Origin of the sequence: Kitasatospora sp. NPDC059827 (assembly GCF_042731675.1) — a bacterium.
In the GTDB taxonomy this organism is placed as follows: Bacteria; Actinomycetota; Actinomycetes; order Streptomycetales; family Streptomycetaceae; genus Kitasatospora.
The window spans coordinates 1-24,563 of the sequence record NZ_JBHWIV010000015.1 but is presented as its reverse complement, the minus strand read 5'-3'; the positions used below and the strand labels follow the sequence as shown (position 1 = coordinate 24,563).

The 24,563-nt window shown below is 72.2% G+C and carries 21 protein-coding genes; 15 read left to right on the top strand and 6 right to left on the bottom strand.

Going from position 1 to position 24,563, the window contains the following annotated elements; genetic code table 11:
* Positions 1-9 precede the first annotated feature (9 nt).
* Positions 10-1,806: a hypothetical protein gene (locus tag ACFV8H_RS12370; RefSeq protein WP_380398924.1), complete on the bottom strand. Its 1,797-nt coding sequence runs from the start codon at positions 1,804-1,806 to the stop codon at positions 10-12.
* The gene (locus ACFV8H_RS12365; protein ID WP_375882031.1) at positions 1,803-2,867 is read right to left on the bottom strand and encodes an ATP-binding protein; all 1,065 of its coding nucleotides are present in this window, start codon (positions 2,865-2,867) and stop codon (positions 1,803-1,805) included. Before ACFV8H_RS12365 ends, ACFV8H_RS12370 begins: the two co-directional genes overlap by 4 nt.
* A 112-nt stretch (positions 2,868-2,979) precedes the next feature.
* Between ACFV8H_RS12365 and ACFV8H_RS12360 the strand changes: the two genes are divergently transcribed.
* The 4 genes from ACFV8H_RS12360 (at position 2,980) to ACFV8H_RS12345 (ending at position 7,398) form a co-directional block, all read left to right on the top strand.
* Complete coding sequence (locus ACFV8H_RS12360; protein ID WP_380398922.1) at positions 2,980-3,720, top strand: NAD-dependent deacetylase; 741 nt, start codon at positions 2,980-2,982, stop codon at positions 3,718-3,720.
* A gap of 74 nt (positions 3,721-3,794) precedes the next feature.
* Entirely contained in the window at positions 3,795-5,009 is a 1,215-nt protein-coding gene (locus ACFV8H_RS12355) for a cytochrome P450 (protein WP_380398920.1), read from the top strand.
* A 21-nt stretch (positions 5,010-5,030) separates the two neighbouring features.
* Complete coding sequence (locus tag ACFV8H_RS12350; protein WP_380398918.1) at positions 5,031-6,029, top strand: ADP-ribosylglycohydrolase family protein; 999 nt, start codon at positions 5,031-5,033, stop codon at positions 6,027-6,029.
* Between the two features lie 37 nt (positions 6,030-6,066).
* Positions 6,067-7,398 carry a serpin family protein gene (locus tag ACFV8H_RS12345; RefSeq protein WP_380398916.1) on the top strand — a complete coding sequence of 444 codons (1,332 nt, stop codon included), beginning with the start codon at positions 6,067-6,069 and terminating at the stop codon, positions 7,396-7,398.
* 11 nt (positions 7,399-7,409) lie between these two features.
* Here ACFV8H_RS12345 and ACFV8H_RS12340 read toward each other — a convergent pair whose 3' ends face one another.
* From ACFV8H_RS12340 to ACFV8H_RS12325, 4 genes are all read right to left on the bottom strand, one after another.
* Positions 7,410-8,525 carry an ADP-ribosylglycohydrolase family protein gene (locus ACFV8H_RS12340; protein WP_380398914.1) on the bottom strand — a complete coding sequence of 372 codons (1,116 nt, stop codon included), beginning with the start codon at positions 8,523-8,525 and terminating at the stop codon, positions 7,410-7,412.
* A gap of 36 nt (positions 8,526-8,561) precedes the next feature.
* Positions 8,562-9,863 (bottom strand): DUF2786 domain-containing protein, encoded by a 1,302-nt coding sequence (locus tag ACFV8H_RS12335; protein ID WP_380398912.1) that lies wholly within the window; start codon positions 9,861-9,863, stop codon positions 8,562-8,564.
* A gap of 71 nt (positions 9,864-9,934) precedes the next feature.
* Positions 9,935-11,566 (bottom strand): transporter, encoded by a 1,632-nt coding sequence (locus ACFV8H_RS12330; protein ID WP_380398910.1) that lies wholly within the window; start codon positions 11,564-11,566, stop codon positions 9,935-9,937.
* Positions 11,563-12,399, bottom strand: a complete 837-nt coding sequence (locus ACFV8H_RS12325) for an ABC transporter ATP-binding protein (protein WP_380398908.1) — start codon at positions 12,397-12,399, stop codon at positions 11,563-11,565. The genes ACFV8H_RS12330 and ACFV8H_RS12325 overlap by 4 nt, the downstream gene beginning before the upstream one ends.
* Before the next feature lie 256 nt (positions 12,400-12,655).
* Here ACFV8H_RS12325 and ACFV8H_RS12320 point away from each other — a divergent pair, with 256 nt between their 5' ends.
* From ACFV8H_RS12320 to ACFV8H_RS12270, 11 genes are all read left to right on the top strand, one after another.
* On the top strand, positions 12,656-13,207 hold the full coding sequence (locus ACFV8H_RS12320; RefSeq protein WP_380398907.1) for a DUF1707 and DUF4190 domain-containing protein: 552 nt from the start codon (positions 12,656-12,658) through the stop codon (positions 13,205-13,207).
* A gap of 428 nt (positions 13,208-13,635) precedes the next feature.
* Positions 13,636-14,007, top strand: coding sequence for a 30S ribosomal protein S12 (gene rpsL, locus ACFV8H_RS12315; protein WP_014144289.1), 372 nt, complete (start codon positions 13,636-13,638; stop codon positions 14,005-14,007).
* 2 nt (positions 14,008-14,009) lie between these two features.
* The gene (gene rpsG, locus ACFV8H_RS12310; protein ID WP_148644378.1) at positions 14,010-14,480 is read left to right on the top strand and encodes a 30S ribosomal protein S7; all 471 of its coding nucleotides are present in this window, start codon (positions 14,010-14,012) and stop codon (positions 14,478-14,480) included.
* Positions 14,481-14,519: 39 nt separating this feature from the next.
* Complete coding sequence (fusA, locus tag ACFV8H_RS12305; protein WP_375882056.1) at positions 14,520-16,625, top strand: elongation factor G; 2,106 nt, start codon at positions 14,520-14,522, stop codon at positions 16,623-16,625.
* A 195-nt stretch (positions 16,626-16,820) separates the two neighbouring features.
* The gene (gene tuf, locus ACFV8H_RS12300; RefSeq protein ID WP_380398905.1) at positions 16,821-18,014 is read left to right on the top strand and encodes an elongation factor Tu; all 1,194 of its coding nucleotides are present in this window, start codon (positions 16,821-16,823) and stop codon (positions 18,012-18,014) included.
* A 189-nt stretch (positions 18,015-18,203) separates the two neighbouring features.
* Positions 18,204-19,166, top strand: coding sequence for a glycosyltransferase family 2 protein (locus tag ACFV8H_RS12295; RefSeq protein WP_375882061.1), 963 nt, complete (start codon positions 18,204-18,206; stop codon positions 19,164-19,166).
* Positions 19,163-19,618, top strand: coding sequence for a GtrA family protein (locus ACFV8H_RS12290; protein ID WP_380398903.1), 456 nt, complete (start codon positions 19,163-19,165; stop codon positions 19,616-19,618). The genes ACFV8H_RS12295 and ACFV8H_RS12290 overlap by 4 nt, the downstream gene beginning before the upstream one ends.
* 291 nt (positions 19,619-19,909) lie before the next feature.
* Entirely contained in the window at positions 19,910-21,874 is a 1,965-nt protein-coding gene (locus tag ACFV8H_RS12285) for a hypothetical protein (protein ID WP_380398901.1), read from the top strand.
* A gap of 135 nt (positions 21,875-22,009) precedes the next feature.
* Positions 22,010-23,332, top strand: coding sequence for a hypothetical protein (locus tag ACFV8H_RS12280; RefSeq protein ID WP_380398899.1), 1,323 nt, complete (start codon positions 22,010-22,012; stop codon positions 23,330-23,332).
* A gap of 84 nt (positions 23,333-23,416) precedes the next feature.
* Positions 23,417-24,106, top strand: a complete 690-nt coding sequence (locus ACFV8H_RS12275; RefSeq protein WP_380398897.1) for a glycosyltransferase family 2 protein — start codon at positions 23,417-23,419, stop codon at positions 24,104-24,106.
* The gene (locus tag ACFV8H_RS12270) at positions 24,103-24,480 is read left to right on the top strand and encodes a DUF2304 domain-containing protein (RefSeq protein WP_380398895.1); all 378 of its coding nucleotides are present in this window, start codon (positions 24,103-24,105) and stop codon (positions 24,478-24,480) included. Before ACFV8H_RS12275 ends, ACFV8H_RS12270 begins: the two co-directional genes overlap by 4 nt.
* The last annotated feature ends 83 nt before the right edge of the window (positions 24,481-24,563 follow it).

Here is a 24,563-nt window from a genome sequence, read left to right as displayed (position 1 = left end):
GTCGGCTCGTCAGCTCATCCGGAAGACCGGTCCGCGCGGGGTGAACGGCAGTCCGGCTCCGCGCGGGACGAGGAAGGCGTGCTCCCGGCGCAGCCGCAGCACGTCGCACATGCCGTCGGTGATCACCAGGACCGGCGCCCCGGGCGGGAAGTCCTCGGCCCGCTCCAGCAGGTCGATGCCCGGCTGGAGGACGGTGCCGCCGCGCCCGTGCACCCGCAGCCGCCCGGCGATCTCCTCGACCGGGAGGTACCCGGCGTCGTGCGGGGCGGCGTCGCAGTGCACCACCCGGGCGGCCGGGACGTCCCGGGCGGCGGCGTAGGAGGCGATCGCGCCGAGGGCCTTGCCGAGCAGCGTCCGGTCCATCGAGCCGGAGGTGTCCAGGACCACCCCGAAGGTGCAGCGCGGCACCTCCTCCTCGGGGTGGTAGCGGCCGGCCCGGGGGATGTCCGGGGTGGCGGACTGCCGGCGGGCCGGGCGGGAGTAGCTGCGCACCGGCTCCGGGCGCGGCACGAACTCGTCGAACCAGCGCGCCAGTCGCGCGTCCCAGGGGAGCGGCGGGTGGGCGAGCGCGCGGATCTCCTCGACCAGCCCGGCCGGGAGCAGCCCGCGCTCGCGGCCGTGCAGCTCGAAGCCCTGCTGGAGGCCGCGCCGGTAGAAGTCGTCCAGGTCGACGTAGTCCCGCGACGGTCCCAGCGGCTCGCCGAGGATGTCCGGGCGGTTCTTCCCGGCGAGGGTGGCGAGCCGGCGGATCCGGCGCTGGTCGCGGGCGATCCGGTCGTACACCTCCTCGGCCGACAGGCCCTTCAGCTGCGGGTCGTGCAGCAGCCCGTCGGGCATCTCGCCGACGTTCATCTCCAGCAGCCAGCCGTTGATGACGTAGTCGGCGGCGACGTTGAACAGGAACGGGTCCCGCCCGCCGCGGCGCTCGCCGTGCCGCAGGGCGGCGTGCAGGATCTCGTGGCCGAGGATGAACCGCCACTCCTCGTCGGAGTGGTGGCGCAGCGGGTTCACGTAGATCTCGGCGGCCTCGGCGTTGACGGCGGCGACGGCGATGCCGTGCGCCCGGGCGAGTTCGGCGTCGGCGACGACGGTGAGGCCGGCCGCGATGCCGCCGAGCAGCGGGTACGAGGAGACGAACCAGTTGAGCGCCCGGTTCCAGGGCCGCTCGGGCAGGCGCTCGCCGGTCTCGGCGTCGATCCGGCCGCCGGCCCGGTCCATCGCGGCGGACATGGTGCGGGTGAGGGCGGCCGCGAAGGCCGCCGGCCAGTCCTCGCGGGCCCGGCCGTGCCCGCGCCATTCGACCAGCAGCTGGTCGCAGTCGGCGGTGCCGGCCGTCCCGGCGGTGCCGGGCAGGGGCAGGCCGTCGCGGCGCCAGCGCTCGGCCAGCTCCTCCTCGTCCCCGCCCGGGTACTCCTGCGGGAGGGTGACCGGGGCGCGGCCGACCGGGAAGGTGGCGAGGAAGCGGTTGACCACGGCGCAGCGGGCGGCGACCTGGTACGGGTCGGGCTGGGTGCGGGTGCCGCGGCCGCCCGGGAGGTGGCCGAAGCCGAGGTGCAGCAGGCCGTGCGCCAGCACCCAGGCCCACTCCTCGGGTTCGGCCCGGCGGCGCGGGTTGACGTGCAGGGTGCCGTCGGAGTCGGCCACCGCCCAGCCGTCGGGCGGGGCGGTGGTGCACTCCTCGGAGCGGCAGACGTCGGCCCGCAGGGCGGCGAGGGCGGGGTTGCCGCGCAGCAGCCGGACGCCCTCCTCGAAGGCCACGGTGCCCGGGTCGGGCTTCTTCGCGGCGGCCTTGGCCGGCCGCTTCACCGGCGGGCCTCGACCAGTCGGGGCATGTCCCGGGCGGCCTCGATCAGGAACCAGGAGGGCAGTACCGGGTTGCCGTCCGCGCCGTCCGCGATCACCGTCTGGGCGACCTCCACCGAGATCTCGGCCAGTTGCACCAGCAGCGACTTGGCCCGGAAGGCGGTCTGCCGCTGCGCCCCGGAGGCGTGCTCCTTGCTGGCGGGCAGCTCCTTGACCAGCCGGCCGCGGAAGGCGTCGGCCAGGTAGTAGAGCAGGTCGCGGTCCTCCAGCCGGTGCGGCCAGCGGGCGTCGCCCTTGAGGATCGCCTCCAGGCCGTAGGAGTTGCGGACGATCTTCGCGTAGCCGCAGAAGGCGATCGCGTGCTGCGGGGTGAGCAGCCCGTAGGTGACCACCTTGAGGGTCTCCTCGTCCAGGGTGGGGCCGAAGGAGTTCAGCGCGTCGGAGAGCATGTGCCAGGCGCGCGGGGTGGAGAACGGCTCCTCGGTCTTGGGCGGGGCGGACCACAGGTGGTCCGGCCGGTCGGTGAGGTGGTCGAGGATCCAGGGGTGGATCCCGGCGCCGGCCGCCCAGCGCAGCCAGTCCTCGGCGCTGGCCCGCAGGTGGACGTGGACCATGCGGTTGACCAGCGCGGAGGCCATCGGGCGGGCGAGCGCGCCGTCGGTGGCGCGGTTCCCGGCGCCGATCACGATGGAGCCGGGCGGCAGCTCGTAGGAGCCGATCCGGCGGTCCAGGATCAGCGAGTAGAAGGCCTTCTGGACGTCCGGCGAGGCCGCGTTGAGCTCGTCCAGGAACAGGCAGTACGGCTCGTCCCGGGCGATCTGCTCGGGCGGGCAGAACCGGGAGCGGCCCTCGGGGGTGAGCTGCGGGACACCGATCAGGTCCTCCGGGGCGAGCTGGGTGCCGACCAGGCTCACGCACTCCAGGCCGAGCGACTCGGCGAACGCCCTGACCAGGGAGGACTTCCCGATCCCGGGGGCGCCCCAGAGGAACACCGGGCGGACGGTGGCCAGGCCGAGCAACAGCTCGGGGATCTGGGCGGGCGAGACGCTGACTGCTCCCTGCACGGGGCTCCTTCACGGCAACGGTGGGTGACCGGCCCAGTGTGCGGCGGGAGTTGACGGGGCGCATCCGGATTTTCGGTGGCCGCCGTGCCCCGCCGCCCGTACCGTCCGGGGTATGAACGCGAAGCGCCCCCTGATCGCCGTGCTCACCGGCGCGGGCATCTCGACCGACTCCGGCATCCCCGACTACCGCGGCCCGCAGGGGCTGTGGCGCAAGGACCCGTCGGCCGAGGAACTGGTCACCATCGGCCCGTACCGGGACGACACGAAGGTGCGCGCGCGGGCCTGGCGGATGCGGCTGGAGACGGCCGGGCTGGCCGCCGAGCCGAACGCCGGGCACCGGGCGCTGGTCGACCTGGAGCGCTCCGGGCTGCCGCTGCGGGTGCTCACCCAGAACATCGACGGGCTGCACCAGCGGGCCGGCCTGACCGCCCGCAAGGTGCTCGAACTGCACGGCAACGCCCGGGAGACCCAGTGCCTGAGCTGCCGGGTGGTCGGGTCGATGGCGCAGGCGCTGGCCCGGGTCGAGGCGGGGGAGCCGGACCCGGCCTGCCGGGAGTGCGGCGGCATCCTCAAGCCGCGGATCGTGATGTTCGGCGAGAACCTGGACCAGGAGGTGCTCGGTCAGGCCGACTCCGTCGCCCGGGCCTGCGAGGTCTTCGTCGCGGTCGGCACCAGCCTCCAGGTGTTCCCGGTCGCCGGGCTGCCGTACAACGCGGTGCGGAGCGGCGCGAAGCTGATCATCGTGAACGCCGAGGAGACCCCGTACGACGCGGCCGCGGCCGAGGTGATCCGGGAGCCGATCTCCCGGGCGCTGCCGAAGCTGGTGCGCCGGCTGGTGCTGGAAGGGGCGTAAGGACCCTTTACGGACGTACCGGATGCATACGATGATCTTCCCGGCTTCCCCTCACGGCCTGGAGTGATCGAGCGATGACGACGACGGCGAAGTTCGACCCCTGGTCGGCGGAGTTCGTGGCCCACCCGTACGACGCGTACGCCGAACTGCGCGAGCACGCGCCGGTGACGTACCACGAGCCGACGAACCAGTGGCTGGTCTCCCGCCACGAGGACGTCAGCGCCCTGCTGCGCGACCGGCGGCTCGGCCGCACCTACACCCACCGGTTCAGCCACCAGGAGTTCGGCCGCCCCGAACCCGACCCGGCGCACGAGCCCTTCCACACCCTCAACGACCACGGGCTGCTCGACCTGGAGGCCCCCGACCACACCCGGATCCGCCGGCTGGTCTCCAAGGCCTTCACCCCGCGCATGGTCGAAGGGCTGCGGCCGACCGTCCGGCGGCTGGCCGGGGAACTCGTCGACGACCTGCTCGCGGCCGGCGGCGGAGACCTGATCTCCGCCGTCGCCGAGCCGCTGCCGGTCGCCGTGATCGCCGAGATGCTCGGCGTGCCGGAGGGCGACCGGCACCTGCTGCGCCCCTGGTCCGCCGACATCACCGGGATGTTCGAGCTCAACCCGAGCGAGGAGGCCGCCCGCCGGGCCGTCACCGCCAGCATCGAGTTCTCCGACTATCTGCGCGCCCTGATCCGCGAGCGCCGGGGGAACCCGGGCACCGACCTGATCAGCGCGCTGATCCAGGCCCAGGAGGGCTCCGACGCGCTCAGCGAGCAGGAGATGGTCTCCACCTGCGTGCTGCTGCTCAACGCCGGCCACGAGGCGACCGTCAACACCACCGGCAACGGCTGGTGGGCGCTGTTCCGCCACCCCGGCGAACTCGCCCGGCTGCGCGGCTCGGTGGACGCCCTGCTGCCCACCGCCGTCGAGGAACTGATGCGCTGGGACACCCCGCTGCAGATGTTCGAGCGCTGGGTGCTGGAGGACATCGAGGTCCGCGGGGTCACCGTGCCGCGCGGCGCCGAGATCGCCCTGCTCTTCGGCTCCGCCAACCGTGACCCGGAGCGCTTCGCCGACCCCGACCGCCTCGACCTCGGCCGCACCGACAACCCGCACGTCACCTTCGGCGCCGGAATCCATTTCTGTCTGGGCGCCCCCCTTGCCAGACTGGAGCTCACCGAGTCCTACGGCACGCTGCTGCGCCGGGCCCCGGGCCTGCGGCTGGTCCGCGAGCCCGAGTGGAACCCCGGCTACGTGATCCGCGGGCTCAAGGAGCTGTTGGTCGACGTGTGACGGGAAGCGGGGGAGAAGGCCGTGGGCAAGGCGACGGGGGCACTGCTGGGGCTGGCGATCGGCGACGCGATGGGCCGGCTGACCGAGTTCCAGGACGTCGAGCGGATCGCCGCCGACCACCCGGACTGGCGGCGACTCCCGCTGCCGGAACGCGCGTTGGTCACCGACGACACCCAGATGACGCTCGCCCTCGCCCGCGGCCTGCGCACCGCCCTGGCGCGCGGCCCGCTGACGCCGCTGCGGCTGGCGCGCCCGGTCCGCGAGGAGTTCGTCTACTGGTGGCGCTCCCCGTCGAACAACCGCGCCCCCGGCATAACCTGCCTGCGCGCCTGCGAGCGGCTCAGCCACGACAAGTACCGCTGGCAGCAGGCCAGCGACGTGGGCTCCAAGGGCTGCGGCGCCAACATGCGGGTCGCCCCGCTCGGCCTGATCCGCGACCTGGACGCCCGGCAGCTCTCCGGCGCCGCCCAACTCCAGTCCGCGCTCACCCACGGCCACCCGACCGCGCTCGCCGCCAGCGACCTCACCGCCTACGCCGTGCGCAAGCTCGCCGAGGGCGTCCCGCCCGCCGGACTGCCCGCCGTGCTGAGGGCGTACGCGCTGGCCGGCCGCGAGCGCTACGACGAGTTCTGGCTCGGCGACCTCGCCGACCGCTGGTACGGCGCCTCCCCGCAGGCCGTCATCGCCCGCGGCTGGGACGACTGCCTCACGGTCCTCGACCAGCTGGACGCCGCCCTCGCCGCCCCCGACGTGGAGGCCGACCCCTGCCTGGCCACCGGCGAGGGCTGGGTCGCCGAGGAGGCCTTCGGCACCGGCCTGCTCTGCTTCCTGCTGCTGCCCGACGACCCGGTGGCCGCCGTCCGCCGGGCCGCCTACTCCAGCGGCGACTCCGACTCGCTCGCCTGCCTGACCGGCGCCTTCGCCGGCGCCCACCACGGCGAGGCGGTCTGGCCCGAGGAGTGGGTCGAGCGGATCGAGCACCGGGACGAACTGCTGGAGTTCGGCGCGCTCTGGGACTGAGCCGGAACCGGCCGGAGGGGTGTCGCGTCGAAGGGCCATGACGAACAGCAGCAGCGGAACCCGTCGTCGCCCGCCCCGCCGCCCCGCGGCACTGCTCCTCGCCGCCGCGCTCGCCGCACCGCTGGCCAGCGGCTGCGGCAGCACCGGCCCCGGCACCGCCGCCACCGGGGAGCAGCGGGCCTCCGCGCCGGCCACCCGGCCCGCCGTCGACCAGGCCTCGGTGGCCGCCACCGCCAAGGCCACCGACGCCTTCGGCCTGGACCTCCTGCACACCCTCACCGCGAAGCCGGACACCGCCGGGCAGAACCTGGTGGTCTCGCCGTCCGGGCTGTCCACCGTGCTCGCCATGCTGCTGCCCGGCGCGCGCGGTGCCACCGCCGAGGAACTCGCCAAGGCCCTGCACACCGACCTCGACCCGAAGCAGTACGCCCTCGCCGTCGGCGCGCTCGACCGGCCCGTCCCGGCCACCGACGGACTCACCCTGCGCCGCAGCGACCAGGTCTGGGCCCAGCAGGGCTTCGCGGTGAAGCCCGACTACCTGGCCACGCTCGCCACCGCCTTCGACGCCGGGGTGCGCACCACCGACTTCGGCAAGGACCCGAACGGCTCCCGCGAGGCCGTCAACTCCGCCGTGGAGAAGGCCACCGAGGGGCAGATCAAGGACCTCTTCGCACCGAACACGATCAACGCCGACACCCGGCTGGTCCTCACCGACGCGCTCTACCTCAAGGCGAAGTGGGCCTCGGCGTTCAAGCCCGGGCAGACCGCGGACCGCCCGTTCCACAAGCTCGACGGATCCGCCCCGGCCGTCCCGTCGATGAGCCAGGCCGGCGAGTTCAAGTACGCGGACGGCTCCGGCGGGATCGTCGGCGAGCCCTGGCAGGCCGTGGAACTCCCGTACCAGGGCGGCGGTCTGGCGATGGACCTGATCGTCCCCGCGCAGGGCGGTTTCGCCGCCTTCACCAAGGGGCTGGACCAGCCCCAGCTCGACCGGATCCTCGGCGCCCTCGCCGAACGGCCGGTCGACCTCCAGCTGCCGCGCTTCCACTTCGACACCTCGAACGAGCTGAGCTCCGCGCTGCGCTCGCTCGGCGTCCACTCGGTCTTCGACCGGGCCGACCTCGGCGGCATCGCCGAGCAGCCGCCGCTCGCCGTCAGCACGGTGGTGCAGAAGGCCACCGTCCAGGTCGACGAGGAGGGTACGGTCGCGGCGGCCGGCAGCGGCGTCGGGGTCGGCGTCGCGGCGGCGCCCGCCCCGGACCGGCCCGTCCAGCTGCACATCGACCGGCCGTTCCTGTTCCTGATCCGGGACACCGCCACCGGGCGGCCGCTGTTCCTCGGCCAGGTCGCCGACCCCGGGGCGAGCTGAGGAGCGTCCGACTACCAGGCGGGGTAGCGCCCGCCGAGCGCCGGGTGGCCCGGGTCGCGGCTGCCGAACAGCACCAGCAGGTCGTCCGCGACCGTCAGCAGTTCGGCCCGCCCCTCGACCGCCCCGACCCAGTCGGCGGGCAGCGCCGAGGCGCCGTACGCGGCCCCGACCAGGTTGCCGCAGACCGCGCCGGTGGAGTCGCTGTCCCCGGAGTGGTTCACCGACAGCAGCAGCGCGGTGCGCACCGGATCGGGGTCGAGGGTGGCCGCCAGCAGCGAGTGCACCGCGATGGCCAGGCACTCCTCGGCGATCCAGCCGAGCCCGACCCGCTCCACGGTGTCCGCCGAGGGTTCGGCCTCCTGGGCCAGCCGGACCGCCCGGGCCAGCGCCTGCACGGTCTCCTTGGACTGCGGCAGCTCGCGGATCTGCTCCACCGTCTCGCCGACCGCCGCCCACGGCTCCGTCCCGGCCGCCAACCGCTCGACCAGCGCCGCGAAGGCGCCCGCGGCGAGGTAGCCGGTCGGGTGCCCGTGGGTGAGCTGGGCGCACTGCACGGCCAGCCCGAAGGACTGCTCGACCCCGAGCCGGGCCAGCCCGAACGGCGCCGCGCGCATCACCGAACCGCAGCCCTTGGAGCCGGGGTTGATCGGCCCCGGGCTCCCGATCGGGGCCGGCGCCTCGAACACCGGGTGCTCCGACACCCCGCTCAGGCAGGCGTTGCCCGGCGCCCGCCGCGCGTACAGGAACGGCCGGCCGAGCAGCCAGCCGTCGTACGGGCGCGGCTGCGGCTCGGTGTCCGGGGCGCCCTGGTACTGGGTCCGCAGCCAGCGCCGGTACGCGCCGTGCACCGCCTCCGGCACCGAGCCGCCGCCGCCGGACCAGCCGCGGACGAAGCCGCGGATCAGGCCCTCCGCGGTGAACAGCGTCATCTGGGTGTCGTCGGTGACCTCCACCGACCCGGCGCTCCCCGACGGCAGCGCGGTCACGCCCTGCGGACCGAACCGCTCGCGGATCTGGTGGAGCTGCTGGAACTCCACCGGCCAGCCCAGGGCGTCGCCGATCGCGCCGCCGAGCAGCGCGCCGCGCACCCGGTCCCGGTATCCGGACTCCGCTGTCGACTCCGTCACGTCGGATCCCCCTTCGTTCGTGGCGGGTCGTTTCTATCAGGCGGGCGGCCGGTTGTGGATCTCGCCCCGCCCGTGCAGGGCGGCGCGGTCGGCCGCGGCCCGCCCGGCCGCCCAGCCCTCGCCGTCGCTGACCCGGACCCGCTGGGAGACCAGCTTCGGGAACAGCCGGCCGACCTCGTCGTCCACCGCCGCCGAGCGGGCGGCCAGCGCGGGCAGCAGCCGCTCGTCGGGCAGCAGCTGCTCCTCGGTGCCGTCCTCGCGCAGGTGGCGGCCGGCCGCGGCGGCGCTGGTGGCCCGCTCGGTGGCGGAGGTCAGCCGCTCGCGGATCCGGGCCGCGTACGCGACCAGGAAGGACTGCCGGAACGCCTTGCTGCGCGAGTCCTTGCCGGACCCGGCCTTGTTGAGCGCGTGGGTGGCCTGCACCAGCAGCGAGGTGTAGAGCAGTTCGACGCCGTCCAGGTCCCCGTCGAAGCCGATCACGGTGCAGAAGCCGAACTCCTTGGCCCACACCACCCGGCACCGGTTGGCCGCCGCGACCGCGTCCAGCAGCATCGTCTTGGGCCCCTCGTACGGGTTGTCCACACCGATCCGCAGCGCCGCCGGGGTGTTCCGGTCGGCCCCGGCGGCGGCCAGCAGCGCGTCGTCGATGCTGTGCTGGGCCATCAGCTGCTGGGCCTTGGCGGTCAGCGCCTCGGCCTCCTCCGGGAACTCGGTGGACTCGGCCTTGGCCAGCAGGGCCCGGATCCGGGCCAGCATCCGCGGCTCCCCGGTCGACGACCCGGGATGCTGCGGCCCGGCCGGGCGCCGCACCGGCCCCTGCTGCCCGGGGGCGGGGCCGACCGGGGCGATCGGGGGCAGTCGGCCCCAGCTGCGCAGCAGCTCCAGCAGGGCGGTGGCGAGCGCGAAGCGGTCCAGCCGGTGGCGGTGGGCGAAGGCGCCGAGGTACTGCTCGTCGGCGGGCCACCAGACCTCGGCCTCCAGCTCGCGCAGCTGCTCCTGCCAGCGCCGGTCCAGGGTGGCGGCGGGGTGGCGGCGGGCCTCGGCGGCGATCAGGTCCACCGCGAGGGCCAGGTGGACGGGCTTGAGCCCGCGCCGCACGACCCGCACCAGGTCGGCCGGGCGCCAGCCGGCGGACCAGCAGCGGCCCACCGCGGTGTCCGCGTACCCGAGCACCGACCGGCTGACCGCCGGCCACTGCCCGGCCGAGGCGGCCAGCAGCGAGGCCCCGGTGTCCAGGGCGAGGTCCAGCCCCTCGTCGGGGGCGGTGAGCACCGAGCGCACCGCCTGCTCCAGCAGCGGCCCGGCGTTCCCGTCGCCCTGCTGCGCGCGCTTGCCCACGGTGTGTCCCTGCTCTCCTCGACGGCCCCGCCCCTCCGGCCCATGATGCCGGAGCGGCCGGGCCGACCTAGCTACCGTTCGATGGCCTTGGCCATGATCTCCGGCACACGCTCCAGCAGCCGGGGGGCCGCCAGCCGGATGCCGAGGGTGGCGACCAGGGCGCCGTAGGCCGGGCCGAGCAGCAGCAGCGGCCAGGTCGGCCCGTCCGAGAGCAGCGCCCAGAGCAGGTAGCCGCCGACCGGCAGGGAGAGCACCGCGACGCCGAGCATCGAGCCGAACTGGTTGAGCAGGATCAGCCCGCCCTGCCCGGGGGCGGCGTTGCGCATCGGGTTGCTGTCGGCGGGCATGGTGTACGGCGCGAGCACGCTGAACACCGAGCCGAGCGCGATGCCGCCGCCGAGCACCGCCAGCGCGAGGCCGAGGGCGGACGGCAGCCCGCTCCAGTCGCCGGTGACGGCGGCCAGCACCAGCCCGAGCACCACGGTGACCGGCACGGCGTACGACAGCACCGCGTACGCCCGGCCGCGCAGCTCGTCCCGGGCGTCGGCCGGGGTGCGCAGGGTGGCGGCGACCATCCAGAACGCCGAGCCGTCCATGCCGAACAGGTTGAGCATCTGCAGCCCGAGGAAGGTCCCGGTCATCGCCAGCAGGTAGACGCTCGACCAGCCCTGCACCACCGACAGCAGGCAGATCACCAGCGTCATCCCGACGCTGGTGAACAGCGCGGCCTTGGCCCGCGGCTCGCGCCAGGCGTACCGCAGGTGGCGCTGCATCACCGCGCCGGTGCGGCCCTCCGGCAGGAAGCGCCAGCCGCGGGCGCTCTGCACCCCGCGGGCCACCTCCAGGGTGGAGGAGTCGGCGGTGACCATCAGCTCCTGGAGGCTGCCCCGCCACCAGCGCAGCAGCAGGACGAGCAGCGCACCGGCCGCGGCGAGCTGGAGCAGCGCCGCCCCGTACTCGCCCGCGCCGACGCTGCGGGGGGCGTCCACGGCGCTGACCGGCGGGATCCAGCGCAGCACCGCGGCGATCGGCCTGAGCGGGCCGAGGTCGATGTCCTGGCCGTGCTGCCGGCCGAAGATGCTCTGCGAGCCGACGTTGGCGCCCTGGACGAGCAGGGCGAAGGCCAGCCCGCCGAAGATCGCGAAGTCCTTGCCGCGCCGGCTGGAGAGCATCCGGGCGTTCCCGGCCGCGACCGCCCGGGACAGCGTGACCAGGCAGAGCAGGGCGAGCGGCACGGCGACCACCGCGGTGGCGGCCGCGGCGCCGCCGGTGGCGCCGGACAGCACCGCGCCGGTCACCAGCACCAGGCTGATCAGCGGGCCGGGCCCGATCAGCGAGGCCAGCAGCGACCCGCGCAGCAGCGGGCCGGGCCGCAGCGGCAGCATGGTGAGCCGGGTCGGGTCGGCGCTCTCGTCGCTGGAGAACAGGAACAGCGGCAGCGCGGCCCAGCCCAGGGTGAGCACGCCGACCAGCATCACCCCGGTGTTGCCGGAGCCCTCGTAGCGTCCGTTGAGCATCGCCATGCCGAAGGCGATCAGGCCCGCGAAGCCCAGGCCGAGGACGCCGCCGACGACGTACACGGCCGCCCGGCCCCGGCTGCGGCGCAGCCCGTTGCGCAGCAGCCGCAGCTTGAGCGCGACCAGGCCGCGGACCACCGTCCGGTCGTCGGGCACGGCGGTGACGGGCGCGGTGGCGGCGGTCACCGGGCGTCCCCGGTGCGTCCGCCGCCGAGCCAGCCGAGGGCCTGGCCGTCGTCCTCGCGGACGCCGATCAGCTCCAGGAAGGCCGCGTGCAGGCTGCGTCCGCCGCGGACGGCGTCCAGCGGGCCCTGGGCGATCACCCGGCCCGCGTTGACCACGGCGACCCAGTCGCAGAGCTGCTCGACCAGCTCCATCACGTGGCTGGAGAAGACCACGGTGGAGCCGGCCGCCGCGTACCGCTTGAGCACGCCGCGGATGGTCTGGGCGGAGACCGGGTCGACGCCCTCGAAGGGCTCGTCCAGGAACAGCACGTCGGGGTTGTGCAGCAGCGCGGCGGCCAGCCCGATCTTCTTGCGCATGCCGGTGGAGTAGTCGGCGACCAGCTTGTCGGCGTCCCGGCCGAGGTCCAGGACGGCCAGCAGCTCCTCGGCGCGGCGGTCCACCTCGGCGCCGGGCAGGCCGCGCAGCCGGCCGGTGTACTGGAGCAGTTCGCGCCCGCTGAGCCGCTCGAACATCCGCAGGCCCTCGGGCAGGATGCCGATCCGGGCCTTGACCGTGACCGGGTCGGCCCAGACGTCGGTGCCGTGCACCAGCACGGTGCCCTGGTCGGGCCGGAGCAGGCCGGTGGCCATGGACAGCGTGGTGGTCTTGCCGGCGCCGTTCGGCCCGACCAGGCCGATGAACGACCCGGCCGGGAGCTCCAGGCTGAGCCCGGCGACGGCGGCCTGGGTGCCGAAGTGCTTCCACAGTCCCTGGATGCTGACGGCGGACGGGGTGCCCGGTCCGGGCCGGCCGGCGGCGGTCGGTTCGGAGGGCGACGGTTCTGACGCCTGCATGGCGGCCTTCTGTCTCTGGTCGTGGGTGGACGCGCGGTGGCGGGGCGCTCCGGAGCCAGCCTGGCACCGGCCCGACGGGCTGTCGCCCGCTTTGAGCATCCCCTGAGCCTGTCCGCCGAACGGGTGAGGCGCGCCGCCCGGTGACGGTCTCCGGGAGCTGCCGGTCCGATTCGGCAACTACTCAGTTCCCCGGTTCGTCCTGCACTATGAGGACCAGTGAGCGCGCGGGGGTGCCGCGGCGCCCGGGAGGTGGCGGATGTCCGTTCAACCGTGGGGCGAGTCCCGCCCCACCGACCGGTACGGCCGGAATGCGGCCGGCTGGCAGGCCGCGCCGACCCCCCAGTCGGTGATGCGGGCCAGCCACGCCGACCGGGACCGGACGGTGGACGTGTTGAAGGCCGGGTTCGCCGAGGGCCGGCTCTCCGTCGAGGAGTACGGGCAGCGCCACGAGGCGGCGGCCCGGGCGGTGACCTACGGCGAGCTGGCCGCGTTGGTGGCCGACCTGCCGTCCGGGCCGATGGCGGCGCCGTTGCAGGCCGCGCAGCCCGTCCCGGCGACCTTCCTGGTGCCGCCGCCGGTGCCGCAGGCCCGGCCCACCAGCGTGCTGGCGGTGGTCTCCCTGGTGTGCGGCCTGACCGGCTTCCTGGCGCTGCCGGTGGTGCCCGCGGTGATCACCGGCCACCTCGCCCGCCAGCAGATCCGCGAGCGCAACATGGACGGGGACTGGGCGGCGGTGCTGGGTCTGGTGCTCGGCTACCTGGGCGGCGCCTTCTGGCTGCTGGTGATCATGTTGGGCATCGCCTCCTAGGTCGCCCAGGCCGCCCCGGCGGCCCCGGCTGCCCCGCTGGCGGGTGCCCGCCGACTGTGGTAGAGCGGGTGGAGGGCGGCCCGACACCGGCCGGTCGCGTACGGGACACCGGGGCGACACCCGGCCGAAGGCCGCGACCTGCGGCGTTGCATTTGTTTTGACCGAGCCCCATGCGCTAGGTACGCTCTGACCTTGTGCCTGGGGTGTCCCCGGGTCCTTGTGCGTGCATGCACACCGGTCGCCGCGCCGAGCCGGAGCGCCTCAAAGCGCGCCGCGCGTAGAGCGCCGTCGCTGTACATCAGCCATGGGATTCCGTGTCGGAAAAAGCCCAACACACCCGACCGCGTGGGTCGACCACGGGGTTGTGTGCAAGGGAGACACCGCAGGTTAGTTCCACCAAGCCTTGGCACACAGAAAACGGAGAAACGGTGCCTACGATCCAGCAGCTGGTCCGAAAGGGCCGGCAGGACAAGGTCGAGAAGAACAAGACTCCCGCGCTGAAGGGCTCCCCGCAGCGCCGTGGGGTCTGCACGCGTGTGTACACGACCACCCCGAAGAAGCCGAACTCGGCGCTTCGTAAGGTCGCCCGTGTGCGCCTCACCAGCGGGATCGAGGTCACCGCTTACATCCCGGGCGAGGGCCACAACCTGCAGGAGCACTCCATCGTGCTGGTGCGCGGTGGTCGTGTGAAGGACCTTCCTGGTGTCCGCTACAAGATCATCCGCGGTTCGCTCGACACCCAGGGTGTCAAGAACCGCAAGCAGGCTCGCAGCCGCTACGGCGCCAAGAAGGAGAAGTAAGAATGCCTCGTAAGGGCCCCGCCCCGAAGCGCCCGGTCATCATCGACCCGGTCTACGGCTCCCCTGTCGTCACCCAGCTGGTCAACAAGATCCTGCTGCACGGCAAGCGCTCCACCGCCGAGCGGATCGTCTACGGCGCCCTCGAGGGCGTCCGTGAGAAGACCGGCTCGGACCCGGTCGTCGCGCTGAAGCGTGCGCTGGAGAACGTCAAGCCGGCCCTCGAGGTCAAGTCCCGCCGTGTCGGTGGCGCGACCTACCAGGTTCCGGTCGAGGTCCGTCCGGGCCGCGCCAGCACCCTGGCGCTGCGCTGGATGGTCGGTTACTCCCGCGCCCGTCGCGAGAAGACCATGACCGAGCGCCTGATGAACGAGATCCTCGACGCCAGCAACGGCCTGGGCGCTTCCGTGAAGCGTCGCGAGGACACCCACAAGATGGCCGAGTCCAACAAGGCCTTCGCGCACTACCGCTGGTAGTCCGTACCCCGTCACTAGACAGAGAGAGAACGAGCCACCATGGCTGCAACCTCCCTTGACCTCGCCAAGGTCCGCAACATCGGGATCATGGCGCACATCGACGCGGGCAAGACCACCACCACCGAGCGGATCCTGTTCTACACCGGTGTGTCGTACAAGATCGGTGAGGTCCACGATGGCGCTGCCACCATGGACTGGATGGAGCAGGAGCAGGAGCGCGGCATCACGATCACGTCGGCCGCGACGACCTGTCACTGGACCGTCGACGATGCCGACCACACCATCAACATCATCGACACCCCGGGTCACGTCGACTTCACCGTCGAGGTGGAGCGTTCGCTGCGCGTCCTCGACGGTGCCGTGACGGTGTTCGACGGTGTCGCCGGTGTCGAGCCCCAGTCCGAGACCGTGTGGCGGCAGGCTGACCGCTACGGCGTCCCGCGCATCTGCTTCATCAACAAGCTGGACCGCACGGGCGCGAACTTCTTCTTCTGCGTCGACACCATCGTGGAGCGCCTCGGCGCCACCCCGCTGGTGATGCAGCTCCCGATCGGTGCCGAGGCGGACTTCCAGGGCGTCGTCGACCTGGTCCGCATGAAGGCGCTGATCTGGTCGGCCGAGGCCGCCAAGGGCGAGATGTACGACATCGTCGACATCCCGGCCGAGCTGCAGGAGCAGGCGGACGAGTACCGCGAGACGCTGATCGACACCGTCTCCAACGTCAGCGACGAGATCATGGAGCTCGCCCTGGAGGGCGAGGAGATCCCGGTCGAGCTGCTGCAGGACGCGATCCGCAAGGGCACCCTGAACTCGGACTTCACCCCGATCTTCTGCGGTACCGCCTTCAAGAACAAGGGCGTTCAGCCCCTGCTCGACGCGGTCGTCAAGTACCTGCCGTCCCCGCTGGACATCGAGTCCGTCGAGGGCACGAAGCCGAACGACCCGGAGACCAAGATCTCCCGCAAGGCTTCGGACGACGAGCCGCTGGCCGCGCTGGCGTTCAAGATCATGTCCGACCCGCACCTGGGCAAGCTCACCTTCGTCCGGATCTACTCCGGCCGCCTGGAGTCCGGCACCTCGGTGCTGAACGCCGTCAAGGGCAAGAAGGAGCGCATCGGCAAGATCTACCGCATGCACGCGAACAAGCGTGAGGAGATCGAGTCGGTGGGCGCCGGCGACATCGTCGCCGTCATGGGCCTCAAGCAGACCACCACCGGTGAGACGCTGTCCGACGAGAAGAGCCCGGTCATCCTGGAGTCCATGGACTTCCCGGCCCCGGTCATCCGCGTCGCGATCGAGCCCAAGTCCAAGGGTGACCAGGAGAAGCTGGGTGTTGCCATCCAGCGTCTCGCCGAGGAGGACCCGTCCTTCCAGGTCAACACGGACGAGGAGACCGGCCAGACCATCATCGCGGGTATGGGCGAGCTGCACCTCGAGGTGCTGGTCGACCGTATGAAGCGTGAGTTCAAGGTCGAGGCCAACGTCGGCAAGCCGCAGGTCGCGTACCGCGAGACGATCCGTCAGGCCGTCGAGCGCATCGACTACACCCACAAGAAGCAGACCGGTGGTTCCGGTCAGTTCGCCAAGGTGCAGATCGCGATCGAGCCGCTCGAGCAGGCCGAGGGCTACGAGTTCGTCAACAAGGTCACCGGTGGCCGCGTCCCGCGCGAGTACATCCCGTCGGTCGACGCCGGTTGCCAGGAGGCCATGGAGTTCGGCATCCTCGCCGGCTACCCGCTCCAGGGTGTCCGCGTGAGCCTGCTCGACGGCCAGTCGCACGACGTCGACTCCTCCGAGCTCGCGTTCAAGATCGCCGGTTCGATGGCCTTCAAGGAAGGCGCGAGGAAGGCCAAGCCGGTCCTCCTCGAGCCGATGATGGCCGTCGAGGTCACCACGCCCGAGGACTACATGGGCGACGTGATCGGCGACATCAACTCTCGCCGTGGCCAGATCCGGTCCATGGACGAGCGTCACGGTGCCCGCGTCGTCACGGCGCTGGTGCCCCTCTCCGAGATGTTCGGCTACGTCGGTGACCTGCGCAGCAAGACCTCTGGTCGCGCGAGCTACTCGATGCAGTTCGACTCGTACGCCGAGGTCCCCAAGGCCGTGGCTGAGGAGATCATCGCCAAGTCCAAGGGCGAGTGACGTCCCGATATTCGGGATGATTCACACCCCTTAGGCTCTTAGGAGGCGACCTGGGAGGATCCGTCCGGATCCTCCCAGGGCCTCCGGCCCCCAACCACGGGGCGGCGAGAGGTGCTTCGGGCACCCAGGCCGGGCCCGTATCAAAGACCAACTGACGTCAGCACGGCGTACAGGAACTGTCCTCAGGAGGACTCAGTGGCCAAGGCGAAGTTCGAGCGGACGAAGCCCCACGTCAACATCGGCACCATCGGTCACATCGACCACGGCAAGACCACGCTGACCGCGGCCATCACCAAGGTGCTGCACGACGCGTACCCGGACATCAACCCCTTCACGCCGTTCGACCAGATCGACAAGGCCCCGGAGGAGCGTCAGCGCGGTATCACCATCTCGATCGCGCACGTCGAGTACCAGACCGAGGCGCGCCACTACGCCCACGTCGACTGCCCGGGTCACGCGGACTACATCAAGAACATGATCACCGGTGCCGCCCAGATGGACGGCGCCATCCTGGTGGTCGCCGCCACCGACGGCCCGATGCCGCAGACCAAGGAGCACGTCCTCCTGGCCCGCCAGGTCGGCGTTCCGTACATCGTCGTCGCCCTGAACAAGGCCGACATGGTGGACGACGAGGAGATCCTGGAGCTCGTCGAGCTCGAGGTCCGCGAGCTGCTCTCCGAGTACGAGTTCCCGGGCGACGACCTGCCGGTCGTCCGCGTCTCCGCGCTGAAGGCCCTCGAGGGCGACGCCGAGTGGGGCCAGAAGCTCCTCGGCCTCATGCACGCGGTCGACGAGAGCATCCCGACCCCGGCCCGCGCCGTGGACCAGCCGTTCCTGATGCCGATCGAGGACGTCTTCACGATCACCGGTCGTGGCACCGTCGTCACCGGTCGTATCGAGCGTGGCATCCTCAAGGTCAACGAGACTGTCGACATCATCGGCATCAAGGAGACCAAGACCACCACCACGGTCACCGGCATCGAGATGTTCCGCAAGCTGCTCGACGAGGGCCAGGCCGGTGAGAACGTCGGTCTGCTGCTCCGTGGCATCAAGCGCGAGGACGTCGAGCGCGGCCAGGTCATCATCAAGCCGGGTTCGGTCACGCCGCACACCGACTTCGAGGCCCAGTCCTACATCCTGTCGAAGGACGAGGGTGGCCGCCACACCCCGTTCTTCAACAACTACCGCCCGCAGTTCTACTTCCGTACCACGGACGTGACCGGCGTCGTGACCCTCCCCGAGGGCACCGAGATGGTCATGCCGGGCGACAACACCGCCATGACCGTCGCGCTGATCCAGCCGATCGCCATGGAGGAGGGCCTCAAGTTCGCCATCCGTGAGGGTGGCCGTACCGTCGGCGCCGGCCAGGTCACCAAGATCATCAAGTAATTGATGCTCTGACCTGCCTGCCCCGTCAGGCTCGTCCGAAGGGCCCCACGCACCCCCCGGGGCGGGGGGCCCATAGGCGTGCAAATACGCGCACACCTGGGCGCACTTCCTCTCACGGGCAGCTCATGGCCGACTGTTATGGTCGGCTCACCATCCAGTCCCGCCGTCGCGGAAAGTGGGATCCATCGCATGTCTACGGCACCGCTGTTGTCCGTCGTGATGCCGATCTACAACGAGCAGGAGGCGCTCCCGCTCACCGTCGAGCGACTGCGCCCGATCCTGGACGGGCTGGGGGTCGACTACGAGGTCGTCGGCGTGGACGACGGCAGCCGGGACGCCACCCCCGTGCTGATGCAGAAGATCCGGCAGGACTGGCCGGAGTTCCGCATCGTCCGCTTCGCCCGCAACTCCGGGCACCAGGCCGCGCTCACCGCGGGCATCCACCGGGCGATCGGCGACTACGTGGTCAGCATCGACGCCGACCTCCAGGACCCGCCGGAGAAGATCCCGGAGATGCTCGACCTGGCCCGCGAACAGGGCCTCGACGTGGTCTACGGCGTGCGCGGGGACCGCGGCACCGACACCGCCTTCAAGCGCCGCAGCGCGGGCGCGTACTACTGGCTGATGCGCCGGCTGGTCGGCAAGCGGATGCCCAACCAGGCCGGCGACTTCCGGCTGCTCAGCCGGGCCGCCGTGGACGCCCTCAAGCAGCTGCCCGAGCACCAGCCGGTCTACCGGCTGCTGGTGCCGTGGCTCGGCTTCCCCAGCGGCGAGGTCGTCTACGTCCGCGAGGAGCGGGTCGCCGGCGGCACCCACTACCCGCTGTCCAAGATGGTGCGGCTCGCGCTGGACAGCATCACCAACTTCTCCGCCGCCCCGCTGCGGCTGGCCACCTACCTCGGCCTGGTCAGCTTCGTGGTCTGCATCGCGCTGGGGATCCACGCCACCGTCTCGTACGCGCTCGGCTCGACGGTGCCCGGCTGGTCCTCGCTGTTCATCGGGATGCTCTTCCTCGGCGGGGTGCAGCTGATCTGCGTCGGGCTGCTGGGGGAGTACGTGGGCCGGATCTACTCGGCGGTGCAGAACCGCCCGACCTACTTCGTCGGCTACGACTCGGCCGAGGACGACGACGAGCGGGGCCGGGGCCGGTGACGCTCACCGAGGAGCCGGTCGGGCCCGCCGCCGGGGCCCGCCGCCAGCTGCCGTCCTTCCTGGTCATCGGCGTCCTCAGCACCGTCTTCTACCTGGGGCTGTTCGTCGTCGCCCGGTGGTTCACCGACCCGCAGGCGGCCAACCTGATCGCCCTGGCGGTCAGCGCGGTGGCGAACACGGCCGCCAACCGGCGCTTCACCTTCGGGGTGGTCGGCTCGCAGGGGATGGTCCGCCACCAGTTGCAGGGCGCCGTCGCCTTCCTGATCGGGCTCGGCCTCAGCTCCGGGGTGCTCGCCCTGCTCGACCGGGTGGTGCCGGACGCCTCCCGGCCGGTGGAGGTCGGCGGGCTGGTCGTCGCCAACGGGCTGGCCACCGTCGCCCGGTTCGTCCTGTTGAAGGTCTGGGTCTTCCGGGGCGGATCCGCCGGGCCTTCCGCACCGTCCGGCTCCTGATCCGCCGACGGCCGCCCGGGACGGTCCGCAGGTGGTCCGCGGGCGGTCCGGGCGCCCCCTGAGCCGACCGGCGTTCCGGCGCCCTCGGTATGCTGGGCCCTCGTAGCCTGCCGCAGACGGTAGATGAAGTCCGGACCCGGTAGGGGGAGACGGGCGGCAGGGACTTGACCGGAGGGGCACGGCACCGTGTCGACCGTACACAGCTCGCCCGACAGCGGGCTCCAAAGTCTGACCGCGCCGCCGGGGCCGCCGGACCCATCCGCCGACGCACGGCCGCGGCGTAACCCGCTGGTGCTGGCCGGCGCGCTCGCCCTGTCCTGGCTGGTGCCGGCCGGTCTGGTCGCGCTGCACCTGGGCGTGGTGCTGCTGCCGCTGCTGCTGCTCGCGGTCGCGGCCGTGATCAGGGTCGGCGGTGTGCTGCTCGACCGGCTCTTCGTCGCCGGACTCGTGCTGGCCGGCTCGGTGCTGACCTTCGGCCTGCTCTTCTCGCTGTGGCCCTGGGGCCTGTCGCCGGTCGCCACCAGCGGCCTGATGTTCACCGTGCTGACGACGGTCGCCTGGGTCGCCAGGCGCGCCCCCCGCCTGCCGCTGCGCTTCCGCTGGTCCGACCTGCTGGTGGTGGGCACCTTCGGCGGGTTCTGGCACTACCTGTACCACCCGATCGCCGGGACGTCGGCGGCGGAGCGGGTCGCCTACCTCGCGACCGCCGAGGACCGGCTCGCTCACTTCTCCTTCTTCTCCGGCATCCAGGGCGTGGGCGGCTACAACTTCTTCCACCAGGAAGCGGCCAGGGCGTACCTGATCCCGCCGTCCGAGGTGACCTACCCGCAGGGCTCGCACTTCCTGCTGGCCTGGACCGACACGCTGGTCCACTCCGCCGCCGGCCCCGGCGACATGCTCCAGACCATGAACCGCTACCTCCTCTACCTGCTGGTCGCGTACGCGCTGTTCTGCACCGCGCTGGTCTGGGCGGCCCGGTGGGTCGGCGGGCCCCGGCTGCGTGGCTGGCGGGCGGCGGCGGTGTGCGCCACGGTCGGCTCGATCATGTTCGCGAGCAACTACTTCGACCTGCTGGTCCACGGCTTCGACTCGACCTTCATCGGTCTGCTGCTGATCGCGCTCTCGCTGGCGGTGCTGATCCGGCCGGCGACGGGCCGCACCGAGTTCGTCCTGGCCGCCTCGGCCGGGCTGATCTCCGTCACCTACACCTACAACATCTACGGCGCGTTCGTGGGCGTGGCGCTGCTGGGCGCGCTGGTGGTGCACCGACGCAGGTTCGCCGGCCGGTGGTGGTGGACCCTCGGCGCGCTGGCGTGCGCGCTGGGCGTGGCCGCGCTGCCGAGCGTCCTGTCCGTCCTGGGCAACCTGAACGTCGCCGACGCCTCGAACATGAGCGGCCCGAGCGTTGCCGCGGACCGCTCGATCCTGATCGGCGGCGGGCTGCTCGGCCTGCTGGTGGCGGCCATGCCGCGCAACCGCCGGACCGCCACCGGCCAGGCGCACCTCGCGGTGCTGCTCGGCACCGGCGGCCTGCTCACCGTCTTCGCCGCGTACCAGCTGCACAGCATCGGGCGGTACTCGTACTACTTCCACAAGATGACGGCCGTGGGCGTCGTGGTCGCCCTGATCTCGATCGGCGCCGTCGGGACCGTCCTGCGGACGTCGTCCCGGGGGAGCGGGCGCACCCTGGCCCGGCGCCTGAACGAGCTGGTGCTCTCCGGGCTGGCCGTCGCCGCCGCGCTCAGCCTCTTCGCCAACGTGCAGTGGGGCTTCCTGGCCACCAAGGACAACCCGTCCGCCTGGTCCGGCAACCCGCTGGTGGCCTGGGGGCGCGGCGAGTACGAGAGCGACATGGGCCCCAAGGGGATCGACGGCCTGGCCCCGCTGCGCGACACCGGCGGCCCGGTGATCGCCCTCGTCTCCAACGACGACTACAAGAACCTCAAGGCGACCTGGCTGGCCTCCCTGCTCAACCGGCGGGGCGGCGACATGAAGGCGCTGTACGACATCCACTGGGTGGACATCGGCGGGCCGGAGGTGAAGGAGGCGGACTACCAGCGGTCCTTCGGCCGGCTCAAGGGCGCGATCGAGCAGCTCCCCGCGCCGCACCCGCCGGTGACCATCCTGACCGCCGACCAGTCCGTGGGCGACCGGATCAAGCGGGACCTGGCCAAGCAGGGCCTGACCGTCAAGGTCCTGAGCGATCCGGGACTGCTCTGGACCCAGCCGTGGGGCCGCACCTTCCCCGGGGTCTGAGGCGTCCTCGGAGATGGGGTCCGTGCGCAGAAAGCGTTCACGGCCACCCGCTACTATTCACAGCAATCGCACGGCCCGGCCGGCCTCGTGCGGAGACGTGTGGCAAGGCCGGCCGGTGAGTTCGGTGGTCATGTGATGAAGAACCCGATCGCCAGGCTGCTCGGGGTACTTCCCCCGGGCGCCCGGCTCGTGGTCGGTGGCACGGTGGTGCTCGGGGCTTCCGCGTACGTCTACATGGCGCTCGTGGGCTACAGCCTGAGCGCCGTGGGCAAGGCCAACGTGTCGATGCTCTGGGTCATCGTGATGTCCGTGGGGTGGGGCCTCTTCCAGCCCGTCGAGCTCGAACTGACCCGCCTGGTGGCCGCCCGGAAGGTCGCCGGACACGGAGCGCTGCCCGCGGTACGGCGGATGCTGCTGCTCGCCCTGGCGATCCTGGTCGCGGCCTGTGCGGTGCTGGCGGTCGCCGCCCGCCCGATCGCCGACCTGCTGTTCAGCGGGGACAAGGCCCTGGTGGTCGCCCTGGCCGGCGGCCTGGCCGGCCTCGCGGTGAGTTCGGTCGCCCGCGGTGCCCTGGCCGGCCTCGGTCTGTTCGGCCCGTACGGCAGCCAGCTGGCCGTCGACGGCGGGTTGCGCATCGGCCTGGCCGCGGTGGCCGCAGCGGCCGGCCTGCACTCGGCGCTGGTCTTCGGTCTGATCCTCTTCGTCTCCCCGCTGGCCGCCTCGCTGATCGGTCTGCGCGGCATCCTCGCCGAGCGCACTCCGGGCCCGGAGGTGTCCTGGAAGCAGCTGACCAGCGGCCTCGGCCTGCTGATCGCCTCGGTGATGCTCAGCCAGCTGGTCGTCAACGCGACGGTCATCTGTGTCCGTCTGCTCTCGCCGAAGCACTCCGAGGCGTCCGACGCGCTGGTCTTCGCGGTCTCCCAGGCCGTGGTGATGGCCCGTGCCCCGTTGTTCGCCTACAGCGCCCTGCAGGCCTCGATGGTCTCCGCGCTCTCCGGCGCTGCCACGGCCGGCGACCACGCCGAGTTCCGCAAGGTGCTGACCCGCACCACCGCGATCGTCGCCGCGATGTGCATCGGCGGCGGACTGCCGGTGATCGTGCTCGGGTCCATGCTCAACCCGCTGCTCTTCAACGCCAAGGACGTGCTCGGCCCGCTGGACTTCACCTGGCTGGTGTTCGGAACGCTCTGCTACGTCCTCGCGACGGTCTTCGGCCAGGCGTTGATGTCGAGCTCCCAGCACCGCCGCCAGCTGGTCGGTTGGACCGCCGGTTCCGTAGCATTGGTGGCTGTCGCGCTCGCTCCGGGCGCCGTCGGCCTCCGCGCGGAGCTCGCGTACCTGGCCGGCTCACTGGTCAGCGCCGTACTGATGCTGTGGTCGCTGTACCACGCGTTCCCCTCCCGCCCCGTCGCCGCCCCGGCCGACCGGTCCGCAGCAGAGCCGCTGCGGACCTTCTGAGGGTGCGGGGCCCGATGCGATCCACCACCGATAGACAGACCCGAGGCACGGGCCGCCGTGCCGTTCGCCAAGCATGGAGCACCTGTGTCCGAGTATGACAACGTCTGGCTGGTGATCCCGGCCTACAACGAAGGCCAGGTGATCGCCGAGGTCGTGGAGGGGGCGCGCAAGACCTTCCCGAACATCGTGGTGATCGACGACGGCTGCACCGACGACACCGCCCAGCACGTCATGACGACCGGCGCGCACCTGGTGCGGCACCCGGTCAACCTGGGGCAGGGCGCCGCGCTCCAGACCGGCCTGAAGTACGCCCTGGAGCAGGAGGGCGCCGAGTACTTCGCGACCTTCGACGCGGACGGCCAGCACCAGACCGCCGACGTCGAGAAGATGGTGGCGCTGCTGCGCGAGGGCGAGGCCGACATCGTCCTCGGCTCCCGCTTCATCGAGCAGACCGGCCAGGTGCCGTGGATCAAGCGGGTGGTGCTCCGCACCGCCGCCGCGGTCAGCCCGACCGCCCGCAAGCTCAAGCTGACCGACGCGCACAACGGCCTGCGGGTGATGAACCGCGAGGCGGCCAGCCGGATCAAGATCACCATGAACGGCATGGCGCACGCCTCGGAGATCGTCTCCTTCCTCGCCGGCTCGGACCTGCGGGTCGCCGAGCTGCCGGTGGACATCCTCTACACCGACTACTCGCGCGCCAAGGGCCAGTCCCTGATCAACGGCGTGAACATCCTCTTCGACATCTCGCTGCGGGAGCGTAACGGCCGATGAACCACCTCTGGATCCAGCTCATCCTCGTCCTGGCCGCCGTGGCCATGGCGCTCGTGTTCGTCTGGCGCTGGGACAAGGCCAACACCCGGGCGTGGAAGCGCATCGCCTTCACGCTGTTCGTGATCGTCAACGTCGTCGCGATCCTGTGGCCGACCGGCGTGACCAAGCTGGCCACCGCCCTGGGCGTCGGCCGCGGTACCGACCTGGTGCTCTACCTGATGGTCATCGCCATGGGCTTCCTGACCCTCAACACCTACCTGCGCTTCCGTTCGCTGGAGAAGAAGCTCACCGACCTGGCCCGCACCGTGGCCATCACCGAGGGCGTGCGGCACAACAACGACCGGCTCAACGCCCCGGTCGGCTCCGACCACTGAGACGCACCTCGCGAACGGCCGAGGGCCGGCACCCCGACGGGGGTGCGGGCCACGGGCGGTTGCACCGGGCGCGGGGTCACCCC